The organism is Paraburkholderia terricola (genome assembly GCF_900142195.1).
GTDB classification, from domain to species: Bacteria; Pseudomonadota; Gammaproteobacteria; order Burkholderiales; family Burkholderiaceae; genus Paraburkholderia; species Paraburkholderia terricola.
The window spans coordinates 1-18526 of sequence record NZ_FRAB01000040.1 but is presented as its reverse complement, the minus strand read 5'-3'; the positions used below and the strand labels follow the sequence as shown (position 1 = coordinate 18526).

Here is an 18526-nt window from a genome sequence, read left to right as displayed (position 1 = left end):
CCGTCACGCAAGCTCATCAAATTCGAGCATTGAAGCGGGTGAAACCCCGAGTGTGGAGGCCAGCACGCAGATGTTATAGAGGGCGATGTTGCGCTGGCCCCGCTCGATGCCGCCGATGTATGACCGGGCGAGGCCACTTTCGAGCGCCAGGCGCTCCTGCGACCAGCCGCGCGCCTTGCGAAGCGCAATCAGGCGTTTTCCAAACAGGGCAAGCGGGTCGTACTGCATCAATATCTCAAGCGGAAGGATATCGAAGCGTACGGATTTGACCTGTTTGAGACCACGCTCTATGATAGGACGCACTATGAGTGACAATTTTCGCGTCAGTCACAATGGCGCTGTGAAAGCGACGCGGGCGCCGCTCGCAATCGTAGTTGCCGGTGTCCTGCCCGATTGACTTCTCTCCGACAGGAAACCCAGTGAGCCAACCGGTTTCGGATCTCGCAGAGCTGCTTGCGTCCATGCAGCCAGAACTGAATGAAGGTGCCTATGTCTTCTCGTGCGTGCGGGCGGATAGAGATGTGTCGCAGCTCGCACCGCTGGCAACGTTTCGAGAGCGCGAAGGGCTGACCGTCATCATCGATGAGCCGACGGCCGTGCGTGAGGATCTGCCGGTGCTTTTCCGGGCGGCGTGGATCACGTTGAGCGTTCACTCGGACCTGCAGGCAGTGGGGCTCACTGCTGCGGTGGCTGAGGCGCTGACGAAGGCCAGTATCAGTTGCAACGTCGTTGCTGCGGCCTTCCACGATCACATTTTTGTGCCCGTCGAGCGCGCAACGGATGCGATTGCTCAATTAACGGACCTCCAGTCGAGGGCAGCACAGGGCGCGGCCGGTTAGCCGCGCACGGGCAGGGAGGTCTGCCGTGGTCTCCGGCGGTCATGCGCCGCTGCGGCGCTGAACCGCCGCGAGAAATTCCTGGCGGAACGCATCGAACAGCTGACCGGTCCGCTCAGCCGAATCGCCTCCGGGAATCCGCATGCGGCTTGCCATCATGTGCGTGAGTATCAGCGGTGACGGGTTGTCCGGCGCGAGAACGGCGAGGATCTGCGCGTTCACTTCCGGCGTAACGATATCTGCCATGTCCCGACCGAGGAGCGCTGCACCTGCGATGTCGGGGTCATGGTCATGCTGTTCGATCAGATCGAAGCCATCGTCGGCGTACAGCCTTTCGAGGTTTCCCGCTTCGCCGTACCACGCAAGCAGAAAAAGCAGATCGCTCGCGTCCTTGCGATCGACGCCGTGACGATCCTGCCAGGCGATGACCTTGAGCATCGCCTGGGCCGGGAGCGAAGCGACGGGCACGACGAGGTCGGCATCCATGCGCACCGGCACCGCCGCGCGTAGCGCTTCTTTAAAGCCAGCTACGTTCATGCGGATCGCCTGGTCCGGAGGCCAGGCTATCTCGCCGCTGCCGTCCGCGATGCCCCCGAATGGGACGACGTCGAGCCATGTCCTGACGCCTGTGGCCGGTACGCGGTAATGGAGCCGGTGCGTCGCGTTACCCCGCTGCTCGAAGTGACCTGACGCAAGCAGTTCCGCTCTGAGCGCCTCATGCCCGGCCCAGCTTTCGATGGAGATACCGATATCGACGTCCGCCGTGGCCCGCGTCGGTTCAATGTCGTGAACATGCGTGAACAGCATGTCACGCGCGCTTGCCCCGCCGACGAACCAGGGGATGCCCCTGGCAGTGGCCGCAACGGCCACCTCTCGCAGAAGCGCGATCATTTCCGGTGGAAAGGCGCGATGGGGACGCGGATCAAGCGGAGAGATATTGTTCACGCAGTAACCGGGCGGTTTCGAGGTTGCGGGAATCACCACTCGCGACGAGATCGGCGTAGACGAGCAGCGGAGGTACAACGTTCTGCGGGTACCCGGCCGCAGTCGTGAACCGGATCGGAGACTTCAGGAATTCGATGTTGCCATCCCGATCAGGGCGCAGGCGAGCCTTGGCGATCCACTCCCTCGGTACCTCGTTCGCGCAGTATAGGGTGAACGTGGCTGGTTTCAGGTAACCGGTGAGCATCGCTGCCGCCGGCTCTCCTCCAAACCAGCACCGGTCGCGCATGTCCGGAACGTCTTGCCACCAGTCGGCCATGTCGGTGCGGAATCGCCCCAGCTCAAGTGATCCGCGCAGGAGCGACGGGTACAGCGTGGTCCATTCGTCGATCATCCTGTCTTTGTCTGTGAACTGCAAGCCAGGCTCGCCGCGCCGTTCAATGAGATCGCGACGCTCCCGCATGCCGTGAATGGCATTCTGCACGGTTCCGTGACTGACGCCCGCGACCTGTGCAATGTCACGATAGGTCTTTACCAGCAACGAAGGATCCATGAGCAGCGCGAGGGCAACCCGCAGCGTCGACCGGGTCCAGGACGATCTCTGCATGGGCGCACTGTCGAGGCGCGGCCGGCCAGAGACGAGAATGACATTGTCGCCGAGAAGGAGGCTGGCATTGCCGGCCAGATCGAGCGCATCGACCTGCATGTCGCGGCACGCGTTGATCATGTTCGGCGACAGATACGACGTGACGAGCAACAGCCTCTCGTCATTGCCGGGCGCGGCGTGCGCGCGAAATGCGGCGACCGTGCCGTACCGGTCGATCGTCTGCTTGACGTGCGCCGGACGTTTGAAGCGGCGCGCGCCGACGTGAAATTCCAGTGCGGCATCGGCTCCTGACCCGGCTGGTGCCTTGCGCGCATGGGCAGGAATGCCGGTCGCCTCGCCAAATGCCGTCGCGGCAGCTTGCACCAGAGCAGACAAATCTTGAGCGGCGGTGGGCATGGCGTGTCCAAGTTTGTCCAGTTATTCTGATTGTACACGTTCCGTGGACACGAAGAGATTTTGGATATAGCCGGATACTTGTCCAGAAAAATTCTGTGTTCACGTAACGTGGACAACCTTATTATTTGGACATAGCTGTGTGCGAATGGATGATTCGCACGAGGAACCACGACTGCCGGTGTCCATCTTGTCCCTCCCTATTTATCCCCGGAACCTGGGTTGACGCCGGTGCGAACACCGCCGACGACTTGGGGCGGGCTGACCGCGCTTTCCTCGGATGGTCGGGCTGCCCCGAAGCGTGCCATCCGCGGCGGACCGCCGGGCTCGGCCCGAACAGCCCGGGCTTCCCCACCAGCGGCGCGAAACACCAGTGCGTTTTCCATCTGGTTGACAACGATGTACGGCGGATCGGGACGCCAGTGCAGGAGCACGAGCCCACCCGGGGTGTCGGCGAAAACGGCGGGGACGTGTTTTGGATCGGCGAATTGCAGATAGATCTTCTGTCCGTCGTCGAACACCTGGTATGGCTCGATTTCGGCGGCGCCGGTCAGACGCCAGTCGAAGTTGTAGACCGGTCCCGTCACGACGGGCGGTTCGGCGCAGGCCGACTGAAGCAGGCAACTGGCGAACAGGACGGGCACGGAAAGCAGGGTGGTCGCATGTTTCATCGATGGCAGATCCCGTCAGTGACGCCAGGTGGCAGCATCATGTCTCGTTGCGTGATGAACGTGATGCGTTGACCCGGCTCCAGCCTGAGCGTCGGCTGGATATTCATGTTGCGCTGGAGGATGGTTTGCGTTGTCTGCGACAGTGATTGAGCCGCAGCCGACGACAGGTCAGTGGCCACACCGCCGTTGACGTTGATCGTCGTACCGTTCGACTGACTCTGATTGTGGCCGATCCAGGCGGCGACGCCCGCGATAAGGAACGTCGAGCCGAAGATCCGGAAGAAGTGGTTGTCGACGTCCGCACTGACACCGGCCTCGCCGTCAGGGTCGTTGCCCGTCAGTCCGTCGAGTCGCATCGTCGCATGACGGAAGGTCATTCGGGTGGCGGCCATCAGCATCAGGTCCTGGCCGATCGCCACATCGTTGTTCGTCCGACCGAGAATGCGCGTGCCCTTCGGGATGAGCTTGCAGCGCCCATCGATGCTGTCATAGATGTCGCGGTCAACCATCGCGCGGAAGCTACCGGGCATATCGCTTTTCGCGCCCTGCAGGATGACGGTCGGAACTGGCGTGCCGCCCAGTACCATATACGGTGACTTGAGCGGGACTGGAACCAGTGGTTTTTCATCGTCGGCCTCATTGCCTTGCTGATTCAGCCAGTCGGCGTTGCGCCGGTCGATGGCGCTCGCGACACCCGCCTGCTGTAATGGAGGCGACGCTGTACCAGGCGCGCCGTTGGCCGTTGTGGCGGCCTCGGGGGCCGTCTCCGGGAGGTTCGGGAGACTCCCCGCAATTCGATTCGGATCCTGGACGTTGGATGTCTGTCCCGATGCGCCCCGGGTGTCGCGCGTTGTGTCTTCGTACGCGACGAGCGACTGGCTTTGCATCGCTTCGATTTGCCGTTGCAGGGCAAGGCGATCGGCATCGCGGTTCGCCGACGACTGACCGGAAGCGTGATCCCTGGGAGGAAGTGGAGCTGCGTCATCGCCGGGCACACCCTTGGGGATACCGTCAAGCGGCGTGCCCCCGAGCGGGGCGCTGGCCGTTTCGCGTCCCGCACGAGCCATCGCGAGATTGCGTTGGTCCTCCAGCCGTTTGCGGAGCGCATCCGGTGATGCCCTGGGCTGCCGGGCCTCAGCATCGAGTTGCTCCCTCGCGCGTCGTTCGGCGGCGGTCTCGTGCGGGTGAGACAGTGCGTGGACGAGCACAATCGCGACCAGTGCGGAGCCTAGCGCGACCAGCAGTATTTTCGCGAGATCGCGCCGCACACGGGTCAGGCGCTCGGGATTGGGCGTGAGCGGGGAACTGCTGTGACCGCTGTTTTCGGGGGCGGCCATGATCAGGGGTTCCCGTAGATGTTCTTCATGCGCGCCGAATCGCAGCCGAACAGCCCGCAGCCTTTGCCCTGGCCATTGAAGACCCGCACCTCCTGCTTCCCACGCTTGAGCAGGAGACCGTACGGAACGGTTTGCTGGACTTCGTAAAAGTCGTTGCCGAGCGGAATGAAGCTCGCAATCTCCGCTTCGCCCTTGTCGTCCATCAGCAGGATGGCAGGCAGTTCCGCCTGATGCGGAAGCTGAAGGTAAGTGAACCGCCCGTCATCGAACACGATTATGGGGGCGAACGGCGCATGCCCCTCGACGCGGTAGTCGAAGTTCGCATGATCGAGTGCGATGTGAGGGCCGACCGAGCTGGCTATGACCGTTACCGGTTGCCCGCCGCCCGCTGCACTGTCCGAACCTCCGGCAGTGTTGTTCGCAGGCACGTTTTTAGGGTATTCGATGCCGAATGGCGAGACTTCTCCTGCCGTTGTCTGCGCCCCGCCATCCAGGTAGTGCCACACGACGCGGTGGTACACCTTGCCGTCGTCCGACGAGCGCAGGTCGAGCTCGTATCGGCGGCGTGTCGTGATGATCGTGGTGGCATTCTCGAGGCCGGGCAGACGCGCTTCGATGAATACGTCCCGCTTCGTGAGGGCTGTGTGTTCGAGCCAGCGCTTGCCGGTATCGGACAGATAGACGCCGACGACTTCCTCATCCGGCGCGAACACGAGGTGTGTTTCCTGACTGGTTCGCACGAGCACCGGGTAGGAGTAGTCCGGATCGTAGTCGTACACGACGAGAGACGCGTCATCGGGTGCGGCGTAGGGACCATTGATCGCGGCGCGCTGTGCAGTGGGGCGCCGGTGGCGTGTTGACGAAAGAGCAGGATGTGGGGGTGCCACGTCCGGCTGCTTCTGCGCCATGGACGGTAGGCTGGGCGGCAGGGGCGACGAAGCAAGGGGGGCCGACGATGCGGATTGCCCGTGGGCGCTCACCATGCTGGCACCGAGCAGCATCGCGACGCATGTGGCGGATGCAATGACCTTCATTGCGTGGCTCCCGGATTGACGCCGAGATAGGGCGTGAGACTGAAATGAGTGATGCGCAGGCCGATCGGGTTGTCCTTCTCTTCGCCGGGTTTGAGGGTCTCGGGCGCGAGCAGGAAGCTGATCGTGAGCAGCATCTGTTTCGGTCGCGACGGCTTGCCGTTCACGCTCTCGACCAGCGTGAAGATCAGGTACGCGACCTGGCCGTCGGGTGAAAATGAGGTGGAGTTCTCGACGAACTCGCGGGTGAGTCCGGGCGTCTGCACAACACGTTGAGCGACGGGATCAGTCACCGTGATGTAGGTCTCGAGTTCCCGCGTCGCGGCACCCGACGTCCATCCGAACGCAGCCGGAATCTGCCGCGCGAGCGTGTCCTGGCTATCGGCCTCGATCGTGAAAACACGCGAGGCCCATTTCACCAGGAAATAGCGCTTGTTCGCCGCAGTCGCCGAATACGTTTCGGCGTAACGGTCCGAGACCCACACTGCGCCGCTCTTTTCGTCATGCTCGACAAAATAGGGGCGCGGACCGCTGTGCGTGCTCTGAACGATCAATGCCGCGCATTCGCCGGCGGCAATCAGCGCGAAGGCAGCGGCGATCTTGATCGCGAGACGCTTTTCCCACAACGGGCGCTGGAATGCGGCGAACCATGCGGCCACGGCTTCTCCGGTGTTGGGCGGCGCGCAGAGATGAGTGCCGGCAGCGGCGGCCGCAACGGCACGCGGTGGAAGCGAGGGTGGCGTTTCTTTATCCATCGCTCATGCCTCCGCGCAGGTGCACTCGTGCGGTGCTACACTGAAACGCAGTTCACCTGCTGCGAGGGTGCAGCCATGGCCAGACTCAAAATCATCCTGCTGTATTTCGTGCTGCCGATTTTCCTGTTTGCGGCGTTCGTGCTGTATCAGGTTGGCGCGCAGCATTTCGGCGTGGCAATGATGCTCGTGGGCGCAGTCGTGTTTCTCGCGTGTGCCGCGCTTAGCCGGACGCCTAAGGATCGGGGGCAATCGCGCGAAGCCGATGAACAGCACTATCGGGACGCCGATGCGTCGTGGAATGCGTACTTCGCGAGTCAGCACAACGAGCGTCAACATCACTGACCTCATTTCAGAATGTTGGGCGTCAATTTGTTCCCCATGACACCCTTTCCGAAGCCACGTAATCCGCCGCCGGCACCGCCAGACACAAGCGATTTCGCAATGTCGGGTACCTGCCACATCATGAAAGCCCCGACCCCGCAGACCAGCGCAAGCGCCAGCATCGCGAGGTAGTTCGTCGCGTAATAGGCGTCGCTGTTCGCGCCGCTTTGCGTCGCCGTCTGCTGGACGAGCCCCTGGATACCGGGCAGCACGCCGCTATAGACGATCGCCATCATCAGCCAGGCCACGACCTTGAAGAGGCCAGCCGAAATCGTGAAGCATAGCCATCCATCGAAGAGGAATTCGCCGGCAGGCAGCACGTACCAGGGAATCAGGACCGGTCCGAGGCAAAACGCAATGTCCAGCAGGAACGAGCCAAACTGCACAACCACGACGAAGATCAATGTCATCAGCGTGATTGCGATGATCGCGAGCGCCTTCGCAAGGAAGGCGAGCAGAATTAGCGGCAGGTTTCTGATGAGCGTCCAGACCGAGCTCAGGCCCGCCGAGTTTGCGCCCGCGTCACTGGCCGTGCCGCATTCCTGATGCTCGGCGTTCGGAATCACGACGCCTTCAGGCGTGACGTCGGGCACTTCCTCGCAGATCTGCGCCGCTTCGGTGCGCACGCCCTGCATGATGGTCGATGCTGCATTGACGAGCGCACGCAGCAGGTCGCCCGGATTGCCGTCGCCGCCGGACACCCGTGATGCCATCGTCTGCATGTTGTCGACGAAATAGCTGTGAACCGTGCTGCTCCACGCGGTGAGCAACACCAGAATGACTGCGCACCTGATCAGATGGCGGAACAGGTTCGAGAAGAAGCCGGGGAAGTCGCCCTCGAGCAGCCACAGGAACACGTGCCAGGTGGCCATGACGAGTCCCAATGCAGCAAGCAGGTCAAAGCCATCGGAGAGAAACAGCGTCTGCAGACTCATGCCCTTCGCCTGCATCATTGCGAACAGGGTGTTGAGGACAGAGATCACATCGTTCATGACGCTGCTTCCTGGCGTTCAGCGCAGGCCACCGGCAACCCGCGCCATTGCCAGCACCGTGGCCAGTGGCACGGCGAGCCAGCCGGCCGCGAAGACCTGTGGGCTGTCCGCCTGCACGATCAGCAGTCCGGTCAGCAGCGACAGCCGGATGCTCCGCGTGATCCGCCGGTCAAAGCGCCACATTTCGTTGCGCTCGTCGTCGATGCTCAGGCCGTGCTCGCGATACGCACGGATGCCCTTGAGCACGACGCGCAGTTCGGCCGGTGTCATGCAGAGGGAACGGATCATCCAGCGCAACAGCATCGTCGCCTCCGGGCTACTGGTCCTGCAGCAGGTCAAAGTCAGGCGCACCCTGCGTTGTCTGCTGCTCCTGCTGGTTGGTTTGCCCCATCGCCGCGGCGCGCGCGGCAGCGAGTTGCGCGGCATTACCTTGGGCCTGCGCCTGGGAGACGCGGTCCTGCATTTGCTGCGCGACCTGACGCTGCATCAAGGCATGCAGGTCGACCATTTCGCCAGCCAGGACGTTGGATTGCTGGTTCAGTATCTGCAGGCCCTGCACGGTGCCGGTGACATCCGGAATCTGCGACTGAATCTGTTGCAGGTTCTGCGCGCGCCCGGCGAGCGCGTCGAGGTTCTGCATGTCCTGCGTAAGCTGCTGCTGATAGATGCCTCTGCGCGTCGAGGCAAGCGACGTGTAGGCCGACAGCCACTGCGCGGGTGACATGCCGGTTGTGTTCATCTCCGACAGGCTGCGCCCGAAGAGGCCGCTCGTGGCGTTCGCCGCCTGCTGCAACTGCGTGATTGCCGTGAACAGCGACTGGAAGTTCGAAATCTGCGTGCGGTAGGGGGCGATCGTCTGGTCGATGAGGGAGGCCGGTACCTGTTTCAGGTTCTGGACCATTGTCACGTACTGCTGCAGGCGCGTGATCTGCGCCTGGACATTCTGCTCCACCATCTGTGCTTGCTGGGCCACCGACGAGACAAGCTCCGCATGGTTCAGGAGTTGCGTGATCTCCGTGGCGCCGCCGGTCATGCCGCCACCAGCCCGGGCGGTGCTGATGGACAAAAGCACGCCGACGGCGAGCAAAGCGCGAGCGCGCCAGAGCAGGGTGTCACGCATGATCGACTTCAGGATGGGCATCAGGAGCGACCGCAGGAACCGGATCGCCGCGCGCCTGCGCTGTCGCTTCCTCGATGTAACGCTCCTTCCAGTCCGGAAGCCCCGAATGCAGATGCCGGTCGAACATGATCTGCGCGCTCATTTCCGAGCGCAGGATTGCAATCGTGCGGGGGTCGAGGGGCACCGAGATGCGCCGCGACGCGTCGCCCTGCTCGGCGATGAAATAGTCGCGCTTTGCAACGAGCTTCTGGATCGTGCGGATCTGACCGTCGGAAAGTCCGAAATCGCGCTGATAGGCGGTCTTTGCGGACGGTGTGAAGTTCTCGACGGGCACAAAGACGCGCACGAGCACGTTGTCGCGAATCTGCGGCCAGATCGCCGAGGACGACACCTGCTCGGGCGACTGCGCATCCATCCACACGCAGCCGAGTTTCTTGCGCATCGTGACGATCCAGTTGCCGATCTGTCTGGCGAACGATTCGTCGTCAAGCAGGTTCCAGATCTCGGGCAGCATGACGAGCGTCGGGCCGATCACGCCGTTCGCGCGGCGCTGCTCAAGTGAAAACGCACGTGTCGGACTGGAACCACGGATACCGTGCAAGAGGTTCATGATGGCAACTCCGGTTGGCCCAGCCATCAGTTGCAACGACCGTGCCAATGGAGTCAGTGTTCCCTTGGCCATGAACGGGCACCTGCCTTGATGATGCCCGGCGCGAGCAGACGAAAGGACGGCTCGATGTTGGTTTCAGGCAAACGTTTGGGCTTGTGTGTCACCTCGGGAGCCGACACCTGAGTGCATGTGACCCAGACCGTTGAAGAAATCGCGGCGCCATACGATGCGGACGTGGAAGTTCGCGCAGTGACCTTCAAACTGTAAAGCGATGAGATGAACGTGACTCATTGGCCAGCCACCTGAGGAGCCCACCTGCCAGGTTGAATCGTGAGGGCGGTGATTCAGCGCAGAGGACTGCGACTGCCCTCAACAGGTGGCGACGGTCGTCTGCGCGAGCGGGTCCCGTGCGGTTGACTTGCGCTCGCTGGCAGTCGGCGGGAACACGCACCAGTTGCCGTCGTCGTGCCTGAAGAAGAACAATGCGCGCGCTCCGGCCGGTGACCGCGCCTCGACGCATACGTAGCGGCGCCCATGCTTCCCGGTGCGACTGAACCTGGTTACGTGTACGACCGTCGTGGTCGTCGGGGCCAGCCACTTTTCGACCTGACAGCGCAGGGACTGCCCGTTCGAGTGTTTCATGCTCCGCTCCATCAGGTTCCCGCTCAGCTAACGGGACGGTTTCTCACCGCTCATCTCCTTAACGCCCCAGACGCCCGCAATGTTGACCCAAGGCTTCAGACTTCTGAAACGGAATATTTCAAGGTAGACGGACCCAGCACAGTTCCCAACATCCAGTGCTGAATCGCGCAAGTTGCCCCCAGGCAAAATGAACTCGCGCGCGCTCGGTACCGGTTCAGCGGCGCATGCCGGCTCTTGCGATGCAGCCGGAGGCAAGACTCATCGCGAGTGAGTCGTTCAATTTCGTCCGCGTTCGAAACTTCACGGTCAGATTTGACGTTGCCGTCAAATGCGAAATAACTCCTGTGTAGCGAGCATTTTGAGGGGACAATCTTAAAAAGGCGCGCGATGCCGGCAGACGCATGCTCGTCGTCGGCCTGTCTAGCCGATGCGCGTCTGAAGAAAAATGTCAGTGTTCTCACCGGCTTTGAGGCTGCGAATCGTTCTGGCGTTGGGGGCACACCGCAAACGGTGAATTCGTTAAGCGGCAGCGAGGCTCGATTTGAAATCATCTCTCATAGTCAAACTCAAGGCTCAGTTGACGGTAGCCCTCATTGCAGGCGCCATCGCACAGACCAGCGCGCTGCTGCTTTCAGTCACTGCCGACCTGAACGCGGGCGCCGTTTCTCCGACCGCGCTGGTTCTGTATGGCGCGGCGGCGGTATTACTTGTCTACGGATGGACTGTTTTCGACGCGCGCAGGGCATTTGGCGCAGCGGTCAGAAAGCGCCATCTGGTTCTGGAGGGTAGCCCGCCCCACATAACCTGGATTTGTCCGACCTTTCCCGGCCGCTGGCTTGCACTACTGTACGTTCACTTGCACCCAGAACTGGGCGAGTACGACGGAGCCTGACGCGGCCCGGCCAACTGACAGGGCCGAGGCTCGTGAAACGCAGCACCGTCAGCGCGACGGCGCCCCAGATGCCGATCGCCGCATAGGTCGGAACGAAGGCCACGGCAAACGTGGCGAGTCCCATCAGTAACAGCGTCACGATCAGCGTGGCCTTGCGTCCGATGCGACCGATACGCCCTTGCTGCGCGATCCCGCGCGGGCGGGCACACCGCCGAGAATACCGCCGCTCGGCCGCTTCGTTCAGCCGTCTGAAGTGGCCGGCTTGACCGCGTTCCTGCTCGGACCGGATGGCGGATCGATCACCGGTCAACAGATCGTGGTTTGCGGCGGAGCGTCGCTGTAACGTGCTAGATCGCCCCGTAGGATGGTCAACACCGCGGCGATCAAAAAATACGACGAGCTCAAGCACAGTGGTGACGAGACCGACGCGCGCTACCTAGCCCGTCTGCTACGCCTGGGCATCCTTCCTACCGGCGCCAACCTGCCGGCGAAGCACCGTGAGGTGCGCGGCCTGGCCCGCAAACGCATGTCACTGGCGCGCAGCGGTACCAGCCATATCCTCGCCGTCGAGAACACAACGGCGCGTCGGTCCGGCTTGCGAATCACGAGCAATCAGGTCAAGCATCCGGACCGGGCCCTTATCGACTAGCTGCATCTCCCCGACGACATAGCGCTCGCGGCCCGCGCGAACGTTGCGGTCATCACGATGCTCTCCGCACAGATCGCCATCATGGAAAAGCGTCTTCAGGAAAAGTTTGCGCTACGCGCGGACTACGCGCTCCTGACCGCGGTTCGCGGCATTGGGCAGACGCTTGTCACCATGATGGGTTGTTCGCGTGTTGCACAGTGCCTCAACCACCCAAACATTGATCGGTGGCTGCCAGCGATGGTCTCGGTATCAGAGGCCCCAGGGCCTTCAGATTCGGTAGTGACTCATCCTTGACATGAATCAATGGCGGTGAGACAGGAAGCCACAGATTTGCCCCAGGTAGCGATGTAGCATTAATTCATCGCTACCCGGCACCCAAAGTTCGGTTAGATCGTCATTCCGGGCGAAGCGGACGCGTGTTCGAAATCGTTAATCGTTGGCTTTAGGAATCCAGATGCTATCCGTCACCGCTGTCCTGATCAGTTTGGCTCCCATGTGGGCAATTTTGCTCGCCGTATCCTGCGCATCCGCATACTTGCTCTTTTGGCGTAAGGCGATCAAATAATCCCGGCCTTCGGGCGTATCGAAAGCCGAAGAGCATGATCGAGGTTGCCGGGCAAGCTCGCCTTGTGATGTGCAGCCTCAAACGTCTGCCATAACTGGTGGGTGTCGCTCGCCATGCCATAGCCGGCGTCAAACGCCTCGGGCACGTAAAAGCGTGTGAAGCTCCAGGCAGTGCCTTCCGGGTAGATGTGTCAGTTTGTCGGTCATCGTCGAGATTCCTGTCGAGGGCGCTACCTTGACGAAGTGGTGGTAGCGCGGGGGGCGATGGCGAGCAGCTCAGCCCTGCCAGTGCGAGCAACGGATGACGCTGCAGAAGTTGCCGCGGTGGAAGTGCGGCTCCTTGTCGGCGATCACGTCGGCCTTAACGTTGCCGAAGGTAGTGTCCGGCTTGTGCTTGATGCCGTCATAGAACGCCTGGATGATGTCTTCCTTGAACTGAGTCGTGCGTGGGAAAGCACGAACGACGGCCTCGCGTTCTGCGTCCGGGTATTGGTTGTAGGTGAGGCCAAGCACGTCCATCTCGACGCCAGCGGTCACGAGGGCGACGACGGGGTGCATGTGCTGCGGCACGCCGGGCGTGGTGTGGAGCGCGATCGCGGTCCACACCGTGTAAGCGTCCTCTTCCGAGATTCCGTGGCTCCTGAGGAAGGCGCGGGCGGCGTGCGCGCCGTCGACCTCAAAGCGCTCGTCCTTGCTGCTATGGCTCGGCATAAGCCCGATGTCGTGGAACATTGCGCCGGCATAGAGAAGCTCGCGGTCGAACTTCAGGCCGCGCTTCACGCCGGCCAAAGCGCCGAAATGATAGACGCGGCTCGAATGGTTGAAGAGCAGTTGCGTCTCGGTGTCGCGAATGTACTCAGTGATGGCACGCGCCAGCTTCGAATCGGGAATGGCGGCCTCGCGGATGACGGACATAGGGTTCTTCCTTCGGTGGGTTAGATTTATCAAGGATAGGACCGTGATAGCATGTCTTCAATAGGCGTAACACGTCGATTCAGGACATTTAAAGATTAAGGCGGCCATCGATGCGCAGTAAGGTCAAAACGATCGTGGTTATGGCGCTGCCAGGTGTGCAGCTACTCGATGTATCCGGTCCGCTGGACGTCTTCGCCGAAGCGAACGTGCAGGCCGGGCGTGAGGTGTATCGACTGCTCGTCGCAGCGGGCGGGCCCGGTCCGATTCGCAGCTCATCCGGAGTCCGGTTGATGGCCGACCGAATCATCGACCGTGACATGGACGAAACTATCGACACACTTCTCGTCGCCGGCTGCCCGAACGCGGCTGAGGTACCGGCTCGCAGCGTGGTGGTCGACTGGCTTAGGCAACGCGCTCCAAAGGCGAGGCGCTTCGGGTCCGTGTGCAGCGGGGCGTTCTTTCTTGCAGCAGCAGGGTTGCTGAGTGGCAAACGGGTCACGACTCACTGGGCGGTTGCCGAGCGGCTCGCCCAACAGTTCCCAGACGTGACGGTCGACGAGGACGCGATTCAGGTCAGGGACGGGCCGCTGCGTACCGCTGCGGGCGTGACAGCCGGCCTCGACCTGGCACTTTCTTTGGTGGAGGAAGATCTCGGGCGTGAGATCGCCCTCAAAGTCGCAGGCCAACTCGTCATGTTCTTCAAGCGGCCCGGCGGCCAACTGCAGTTCAGCCGCAAGAGCGAAGCCGCACCTGCAGGCCGAGCGGCGTTGCAGGAGCTTCAGCGCTGGGTCGCTGCCAATCCCGAGCTTGACCACAGCGTCGCAAGCCTCGCCGAGCGCATGAACCTCAGTCGGCGGCACTTTTCGCGGCTCTTTCGCAGCGAGATAGGCATCACGCCCGCAAACTGGGTTGAGGAGGCACGGGTGAACGCGGCGCGTCGCTTGCTGGAGCAAGGGCAAGCAGCACCGAAGCAGGTCGCTGCGTGTTGCGGGTTCGCCGATGCAGATGTGTTTCGGCGGGCATTTTCGCGACACGTAGGCGTGACGCCAGCGGAATACCGCAAACGGTTCGCGACGTTCGTGCCTCAGCAATAACCGGGCGCAGGATCTGCAGCGGATGCCTTCTTTGCTCCATTCAACCGACAGGCAACGAACCAGATTGGCAACGCCGGCGTTTGCCGAACAAACGATTGTTCAATCTGTTTGAGCGATTCTCCGATTCTCCGCGAGGGTAGCGTACCAGCGCTTGCGTCCGCGCTTCAAAAGCGCGCCGCGCCTGATGATCGATCCGGTGTAGGCAACCGTCGGCCATGCAGCGAGATCAATAGCCTGAAACTCCGGCCTGCGGTGGTTCATGGGTTCGTCTCCGCAGTGGTAAACGAAGTGAGCAGTGATAGCGCCTGCGTATGCAGATCCGGCGCATTGAGCCGGCCGGCATACAACATGCGGAATACGGCTGTGCGGACGAGAACCGGGTCCCCATGGAGACATTCCGCTCGATCTCAACAAGCAACGTCCGGGGACGAACCAGAAAGCGCTCGATCGCACGCTGCAAGGACGGCGAAACAAGGTTCTTGTTCGCCACGATGCACGCCAGCATGCGCTGCCAGTTGTCGATCCACACCCGCGCAGCTGCGAGGGCAGCCGGCGACACTTTCCGGATGGGCAGTGCTGCTCCATCGAGATGACGATGGGATGTGCTTGCTTGTCCGCCATCAATCGTATCACCAGGGATAGTTAACGTTTGGCGGTCAACGTAACGCACCCAAAAGTCGGCAAGACGCTCCTTCCCGCTAACATTCACACAACCGGGCCGCTCGAAGACGATCACCGCAGGAGATCCGCCTCGAACAGAATCCACTGCTCAAGCAGGTCGCGTCTGTAGGACGTCAGCCGTCGCGGCAGCTTCGGACTGAAGCTGGCGCGACGGTGTGCGCCGCGCGGGCGAGCAAGCGCGACCGGCTCTGCGATGCGCAGAGAATTTTCCATAAGTTCAAGGGTCTTACGGACGGGCTTCGAAGTATATGACGCGAAGTGACAAATTTAACGCGGATTTTGCGAATTGCCGGTTTTATTTCGTTCGGACTGCAAGCAAAGCAGTCACTACTGCGGTTCCTCCGCCCGAATTATCAACGTACGGACGGTGGCACATTTAATGCGGTCTACGGTCCGAGAGGAGGCGAGATTAGGCGGGATGTGTGAGAGTGCGGGAAACGGCTGACCGCCGCTTTTGGGGCGACGCGTGGAAGGAATCGCCATCGACTTCGCTGATTCCTTCGAATAGTTTCCGAACGGTGTCCGAGTCGCTACTCGGGGCTTTTTAACGCCCACCGATCCGGCAATATCACCATGAACCCAGATACGGCCTCATGTAGTCGGACTGCCTGGAGTGTTCACGCAAAAAGGCCGGCACTTCGATATGCCTGGACCGTATCGTCGAACACCGACACGTCGCCGCGTCCACGAGCGACCAGTTGAGCGCCTTCAATAGCCGCGAAAATTGCAAGTGCCTGGCGCTTGATAGACTCGGCATCCCTTCCGTCTTCCCTGAAAGACAGAACCTTACAAAGCCAGTCAACGTTCACCTCTGTGAAGCGATCGACTTCTACCCGGACGTCGGCGGGAAGGTCATGATGCTCTGCCGCCATGATGCCGCAAAGACACATTCGATTGTCTTGCACGAGTGCTGAACGAAAGATGCTCGCATAGCGCTCCAGCGTCAGCTGCTCGTTATCGAACCTTTCGAGCAGGTCATGCAGTAAAGTGACCGCTTCCTCCGTGTACTGGCGCGCTAAAGCCGCGCCTAGATCACCCTTTGTAGGAAAGTGGTGATGCACGCCTGCGCTCTTGATGCCGACCTCTTTGGCGATATCCCTGAAACTCAGTGCGTTGTATCCACGCGCCTGCACCATACGTCGAGCGGCGGCAAGGATGCGCTGTTTGGTGTCCGTTGTCATTGGGAGACTATAACACGCTACCTATCGATAAGTAAGTGTTGACAAGGACAGGGCGCCTCGATAAAGTCGTGTCACCTACCTATCGATAGGTAATGACCCTTTTTGAGGCCGACCATGAAAATTTTCGACATTCCAGGTTTTCCCAACCCGCTTCGCATTCGGATCGTGCTGGCGGAGAAAAGTCTCGCTTCCCAGGTTGAGTTCATCAAAGTTGATCTCCCCGCTGCGGAACACAGGCAAGCCGCTTTCCTCGCCATCAACCCCACCGGGACTGTGCCTGTTTTGCAGTTGGATGACGGAACGTACATCTCGGAGTGCACGGCCATCACTGAGTATCTTGACACTCTTGACGGCAATCCGGTGCTGACGGGCAAGTCGCCCAAAGAGAAGGCGTTGGTTCATATGATGCAGAAGCGGGCTGAGTCAGAACTGATCGATGCGGTAGGGATCTACTTTCACCATGCGACACCCGGTCTTGGACCGGCGCTTCAGGCGTTCAAGAGCCCTGATTGGGAGGGCCGCCGAGAATGGGGTGAACGCTCACGCGACAAGGCTATTGCCGGGATGCGCTACTTTGACAAGGTGGTCGCGGCCCAACCGTACGTTGCAGGCGAATTCTTCTCAATGGCGGATATCACAGTTTGGGCGGGACTTGTCTTCGCTGGTTTTGCAAACATTCCGGTCCCCGAGGATTGCACCGCGCTGCTCAATTGGCGGCAGACGGTTGACGAGCGCTCTTCCGTCAAGAATCCGGCGTAAGCAGCGTTCCTCCGCAAAACCACGCCGGTTCTCGGAACGCAGTACGAACATTTTTTAATGTGTTGAATTCAGGAGTGCTGAAGTGCGAAAAACGATGAAAATCGCGACGGTCAAAGCGGGGGTGCTAGTACTTGCTACAGCTGCCGCTTTCGCAACTACGCCATCTAATGCAGCAGGGGAAGGGCAGAACCTGCGCGCCGTCTACACGCATCAGACAGCGCCGACGAGGTTTATCGATGCAAACGGTACGAAGCTCGCCTATCGGCGTTTCGGAAAACCCGGCAATGTGCCGCTGGTCTTTTTCCAGCATTTTGTTGGCAACATGGACAACTGGGATCCTGCGGTCATCGACGGTTTTGCTAAAAATCGAGAGGTAATTCTGTTCGACAACGCAGGCGTCGCCAGTTCAGAGGGAGAAGTTCCCAGCACTGTCGAGGGGATGGCACGACATGCCATCGACTTGCTTCACGCACTCAACATCAAAAGGGCTGATCTTCTCGGATTCTCTCTGGGAAGTCTCGTCGTACAGGAAGTTGCCGTTGAGCGCCCTGAAGTTGTTCGACATCTGGTGTTGGTGGGGAGTGGACCTCGCGGCGGGGCTGGAATGGCCACGCTTACGCCAGAGTTCCAGGAAATGATCAAGAAGGACAGCGGAAACAACGATCAACTGCTGCTCGATGTGTTCTTCACGCAATCAGACGCGAGTCGCGCTGCGGGGCGTGAATTCCTCAATCGCCTTCATGCTCGTTCGAGAGATCGTGACCCGGACGTGAATGATAAGGTCGCACCGGCGCAGGTAGCGGCGTTCGCGGCATGGGGCGCGCCTCACGCTGATGCGGATACATACCTGAAAAACATCAAGCAGCCTGTGCTCATCGTTGGCGGCAATCACGACATCGTTCACTATCCGGTGAATTCGTTTGCCTTGGAGGAGCAGCTGCCGAACGCTCAGCTGATTCTGTACCCTGACTCGAGTCATGGGGCGCAGTATCAGTATCCCAAGCGCTTCGTGGCCGATGTCACGGCCTTTCTCGATCGCGAAGACTAAAACCTTCATGCAGCAGCCGATGCGCGCTTCTGTTCGTCGTCTCATAGCTGGTAGCCACGGAGAAGAGATAAGGTCAAGTCTGGTGTATGGGCGGTTGATGGCCGGCGACGTCAAGCGGCGAGTTTCTGCTGAACCGGTTGGTCGCCTTGCACCGGCTCGCCGTCCCTGAAGGCAATGCCCTCCAGCAACAGCTTGATCTGCTCAGGGCCGTTGATGCGGCGCCAGGTTTTCTCGGCTTCCTCGATCAGCTTGAATGCCAGACCGAGGAAGGTCGGTCGCGACACGCAGTTGCGCGTGCGCGTGGTGCGATGACGCACGGTCGCGAACGTCGACTCAATCGCATTCGTCGTGCGCAGGTGCTGCCAGTGTTCGGCCGGAAAGTCGTAAAAGGCCAGCAGACTCTCCCGGTCCTTCTTCAGCGTCTCA

21 protein-coding genes and 3 pseudogenes are annotated in these 18526 nt (G+C 60.9%); 8 read left to right on the top strand and 16 right to left on the bottom strand.

Features of this window, described 5'->3' with window-relative positions:
• Nucleotides 1-3: 3 nt before the first annotated feature.
• Nucleotides 4-228 (bottom strand): helix-turn-helix domain-containing protein, encoded by a 225-nt coding sequence (locus BUE39_RS26165; RefSeq protein ID WP_073431612.1) that lies wholly within the window; start codon nucleotides 226-228, stop codon nucleotides 4-6.
• A gap of 191 nt (nucleotides 229-419) precedes the next feature.
• On the opposite strand from BUE39_RS26165, the gene BUE39_RS26160 reads away from it, so the two are divergent.
• Entirely contained in the window at nucleotides 420-839 is a 420-nt protein-coding gene (locus BUE39_RS26160; protein WP_073431611.1) for an ACT domain-containing protein, read from the top strand.
• A 39-nt stretch (nucleotides 840-878) separates the two neighbouring features.
• Here BUE39_RS26160 and BUE39_RS26155 read toward each other — a convergent pair whose 3' ends face one another.
• From BUE39_RS26155 to BUE39_RS26130, 6 genes are all read right to left on the bottom strand, one after another.
• The gene (locus BUE39_RS26155) at nucleotides 879-1727 is read right to left on the bottom strand and encodes a nucleotidyl transferase AbiEii/AbiGii toxin family protein (RefSeq protein ID WP_073431610.1); all 849 of its coding nucleotides are present in this window, start codon (nucleotides 1725-1727) and stop codon (nucleotides 879-881) included.
• A 31-nt stretch (nucleotides 1728-1758) separates the two neighbouring features.
• Nucleotides 1759-2781 (bottom strand): type IV toxin-antitoxin system AbiEi family antitoxin, encoded by a 1023-nt coding sequence (locus tag BUE39_RS26150; RefSeq protein WP_073431609.1) that lies wholly within the window; start codon nucleotides 2779-2781, stop codon nucleotides 1759-1761.
• Between the two features lie 197 nt (nucleotides 2782-2978).
• Entirely contained in the window at nucleotides 2979-3449 is a 471-nt protein-coding gene (locus BUE39_RS26145) for a TrbG/VirB9 family P-type conjugative transfer protein (protein ID WP_073431608.1), read from the bottom strand.
• The gene (locus tag BUE39_RS26140) at nucleotides 3446-4786 is read right to left on the bottom strand and encodes a TraB/TrbI/VirB10 family type IV secretion system protein (protein WP_073431607.1); all 1341 of its coding nucleotides are present in this window, start codon (nucleotides 4784-4786) and stop codon (nucleotides 3446-3448) included. Before BUE39_RS26140 ends, BUE39_RS26145 begins: the two co-directional genes overlap by 4 nt.
• A gap of 2 nt (nucleotides 4787-4788) precedes the next feature.
• The gene (locus BUE39_RS26135; protein WP_073431606.1) at nucleotides 4789-5820 is read right to left on the bottom strand and encodes a TrbG/VirB9 family P-type conjugative transfer protein; all 1032 of its coding nucleotides are present in this window, start codon (nucleotides 5818-5820) and stop codon (nucleotides 4789-4791) included.
• Entirely contained in the window at nucleotides 5817-6572 is a 756-nt protein-coding gene (locus BUE39_RS26130; protein WP_073431605.1) for a VirB8/TrbF family protein, read from the bottom strand. The genes BUE39_RS26135 and BUE39_RS26130 overlap by 4 nt, the downstream gene beginning before the upstream one ends.
• Nucleotides 6573-6647: 75 nt before the next feature.
• Between BUE39_RS26130 and BUE39_RS26125 the strand changes: the two genes are divergently transcribed.
• Complete coding sequence (locus BUE39_RS26125) at nucleotides 6648-6914, top strand: hypothetical protein (protein WP_073431604.1); 267 nt, start codon at nucleotides 6648-6650, stop codon at nucleotides 6912-6914.
• A 2-nt stretch (nucleotides 6915-6916) separates the two neighbouring features.
• Here BUE39_RS26125 and BUE39_RS26120 read toward each other — a convergent pair whose 3' ends face one another.
• From BUE39_RS26120 to BUE39_RS26100, 5 genes and pseudogenes are all read right to left on the bottom strand, one after another.
• The gene (locus BUE39_RS26120) at nucleotides 6917-7945 is read right to left on the bottom strand and encodes a type IV secretion system protein (protein WP_073431603.1); all 1029 of its coding nucleotides are present in this window, start codon (nucleotides 7943-7945) and stop codon (nucleotides 6917-6919) included.
• An 18-nt stretch (nucleotides 7946-7963) separates the two neighbouring features.
• On the bottom strand, nucleotides 7964-8248 hold the full coding sequence (locus BUE39_RS26115) for a hypothetical protein (RefSeq protein ID WP_073431602.1): 285 nt from the start codon (nucleotides 8246-8248) through the stop codon (nucleotides 7964-7966).
• A gap of 13 nt (nucleotides 8249-8261) precedes the next feature.
• Nucleotides 8262-9065, bottom strand: coding sequence for a TrbJ/VirB5 family protein (locus tag BUE39_RS26110; protein ID WP_227470926.1), 804 nt, complete (start codon nucleotides 9063-9065; stop codon nucleotides 8262-8264).
• Nucleotides 9058-9627, bottom strand: a pseudogene (locus BUE39_RS26105) (conjugal transfer protein TraC); the annotation flags it as partial. The pseudogene BUE39_RS26105 and the gene BUE39_RS26110, both read right to left, overlap by 8 nt.
• 417 nt (nucleotides 9628-10044) lie before the next feature.
• Nucleotides 10045-10317 (bottom strand): hypothetical protein, encoded by a 273-nt coding sequence (locus BUE39_RS26100; RefSeq protein ID WP_073431601.1) that lies wholly within the window; start codon nucleotides 10315-10317, stop codon nucleotides 10045-10047.
• Nucleotides 10318-10858: 541 nt separating this feature from the next.
• On the opposite strand from BUE39_RS26100, the gene BUE39_RS34480 reads away from it, so the two are divergent.
• A complete protein-coding gene (locus BUE39_RS34480) occupies nucleotides 10859-11209 on the top strand; it encodes a hypothetical protein (RefSeq protein ID WP_073431600.1) in 351 nt (116 codons plus the stop codon).
• Here the strand turns inward: BUE39_RS34480 and BUE39_RS35670 are convergent.
• Nucleotides 11168-11414, bottom strand: a pseudogene (locus BUE39_RS35670) (MFS transporter); the annotation flags it as partial. The gene BUE39_RS34480 and the pseudogene BUE39_RS35670 sit on opposite strands and share 42 nt — an antisense overlap.
• On the opposite strand from BUE39_RS35670, the pseudogene BUE39_RS26090 reads away from it, so the two are divergent.
• A pseudogene (locus BUE39_RS26090) lies at nucleotides 11361-11552 on the top strand (SDR family oxidoreductase); the annotation flags it as partial. The pseudogenes BUE39_RS35670 and BUE39_RS26090 overlap by 54 nt on opposite strands.
• A gap of 21 nt (nucleotides 11553-11573) precedes the next feature.
• The gene (locus tag BUE39_RS35245; RefSeq protein ID WP_073431599.1) at nucleotides 11574-11858 is read left to right on the top strand and encodes a hypothetical protein; all 285 of its coding nucleotides are present in this window, start codon (nucleotides 11574-11576) and stop codon (nucleotides 11856-11858) included.
• 840 nt (nucleotides 11859-12698) lie between these two features.
• On the opposite strand, the gene BUE39_RS26080 is transcribed toward BUE39_RS35245, so the two are convergent.
• Nucleotides 12699-13337, bottom strand: a complete 639-nt coding sequence (locus tag BUE39_RS26080; protein ID WP_073431598.1) for an HD domain-containing protein — start codon at nucleotides 13335-13337, stop codon at nucleotides 12699-12701.
• 110 nt (nucleotides 13338-13447) lie between these two features.
• On the opposite strand from BUE39_RS26080, the gene BUE39_RS26075 reads away from it, so the two are divergent.
• Nucleotides 13448-14431: a GlxA family transcriptional regulator gene (locus BUE39_RS26075; RefSeq protein ID WP_073431597.1), complete on the top strand. Its 984-nt coding sequence runs from the start codon at nucleotides 13448-13450 to the stop codon at nucleotides 14429-14431.
• A 1298-nt stretch (nucleotides 14432-15729) separates the two neighbouring features.
• Here BUE39_RS26075 and BUE39_RS26065 read toward each other — a convergent pair.
• The gene (locus BUE39_RS26065; RefSeq protein ID WP_073431596.1) at nucleotides 15730-16293 is read right to left on the bottom strand and encodes a TetR/AcrR family transcriptional regulator; all 564 of its coding nucleotides are present in this window, start codon (nucleotides 16291-16293) and stop codon (nucleotides 15730-15732) included.
• Between the two features lie 114 nt (nucleotides 16294-16407).
• Between BUE39_RS26065 and BUE39_RS26060 the strand changes: the two genes are divergently transcribed.
• Both BUE39_RS26060 and BUE39_RS26055 read left to right on the top strand, forming a co-directional pair.
• Nucleotides 16408-17052 carry a glutathione S-transferase gene (locus BUE39_RS26060; protein WP_073431595.1) on the top strand — a complete coding sequence of 215 codons (645 nt, stop codon included), beginning with the start codon at nucleotides 16408-16410 and terminating at the stop codon, nucleotides 17050-17052.
• Between the two features lie 82 nt (nucleotides 17053-17134).
• Entirely contained in the window at nucleotides 17135-18100 is a 966-nt protein-coding gene (locus BUE39_RS26055; protein WP_083086173.1) for an alpha/beta fold hydrolase, read from the top strand.
• A 110-nt stretch (nucleotides 18101-18210) separates the two neighbouring features.
• Here the strand turns inward: BUE39_RS26055 and BUE39_RS26050 are convergent.
• A partial coding sequence (locus tag BUE39_RS26050) for a transposase (protein ID WP_200799515.1) occupies nucleotides 18211-18526 on the bottom strand: 316 nt, incomplete at its 5' end.

Excerpts from the sequence above, each read along its gene's own strand:
- BUE39_RS26165 (WP_073431612.1), bottom strand. The coding sequence starts at position 228 with ATGCAGTACGACCCGCTTGCCCTGTTTGGAAAACGCCTGATTGCGCTT.
- BUE39_RS26155 (WP_073431610.1), bottom strand. The coding sequence starts at position 1,727 with ATGATCGCGCTTCTGCGAGAGGTGGCCGTTGCGGCCACTGCCAGGGGC.
- BUE39_RS26150 (WP_073431609.1), bottom strand. The coding sequence starts at position 2,781 with ATGCCCACCGCCGCTCAAGATTTGTCTGCTCTGGTGCAAGCTGCCGCG.
- BUE39_RS26145 (WP_073431608.1), bottom strand. The coding sequence starts at position 3,449 with ATGAAACATGCGACCACCCTGCTTTCCGTGCCCGTCCTGTTCGCCAGT.
- BUE39_RS26140 (WP_073431607.1), bottom strand. The coding sequence starts at position 4,786 with ATGGCCGCCCCCGAAAACAGCGGTCACAGCAGTTCCCCGCTCACGCCC.
- BUE39_RS26135 (WP_073431606.1), bottom strand. The coding sequence starts at position 5,820 with ATGAAGGTCATTGCATCCGCCACATGCGTCGCGATGCTGCTCGGTGCC.
- BUE39_RS26130 (WP_073431605.1), bottom strand. The coding sequence starts at position 6,572 with ATGGATAAAGAAACGCCACCCTCGCTTCCACCGCGTGCCGTTGCGGCC.
- BUE39_RS26125 (WP_073431604.1), top strand. The coding sequence starts at position 6,648 with ATGGCCAGACTCAAAATCATCCTGCTGTATTTCGTGCTGCCGATTTTC.
- BUE39_RS26120 (WP_073431603.1), bottom strand. The coding sequence starts at position 7,945 with ATGAACGATGTGATCTCTGTCCTCAACACCCTGTTCGCAATGATGCAG.
- BUE39_RS26115 (WP_073431602.1), bottom strand. The coding sequence starts at position 8,248 with ATGCTGTTGCGCTGGATGATCCGTTCCCTCTGCATGACACCGGCCGAA.
- BUE39_RS26110 (WP_227470926.1), bottom strand. The coding sequence starts at position 9,065 with ATGCGTGACACCCTGCTCTGGCGCGCTCGCGCTTTGCTCGCCGTCGGC.
- BUE39_RS26100 (WP_073431601.1), bottom strand. The coding sequence starts at position 10,317 with ATGAAACACTCGAACGGGCAGTCCCTGCGCTGTCAGGTCGAAAAGTGG.
- BUE39_RS35245 (WP_073431599.1), top strand. The coding sequence starts at position 11,574 with ATGGTCAACACCGCGGCGATCAAAAAATACGACGAGCTCAAGCACAGT.
- BUE39_RS26080 (WP_073431598.1), bottom strand. The coding sequence starts at position 13,337 with ATGTCCGTCATCCGCGAGGCCGCCATTCCCGATTCGAAGCTGGCGCGT.
- BUE39_RS26075 (WP_073431597.1), top strand. The coding sequence starts at position 13,448 with ATGCGCAGTAAGGTCAAAACGATCGTGGTTATGGCGCTGCCAGGTGTG.
- BUE39_RS26065 (WP_073431596.1), bottom strand. The coding sequence starts at position 16,293 with ATGACAACGGACACCAAACAGCGCATCCTTGCCGCCGCTCGACGTATG.
- BUE39_RS26060 (WP_073431595.1), top strand. The coding sequence starts at position 16,408 with ATGAAAATTTTCGACATTCCAGGTTTTCCCAACCCGCTTCGCATTCGG.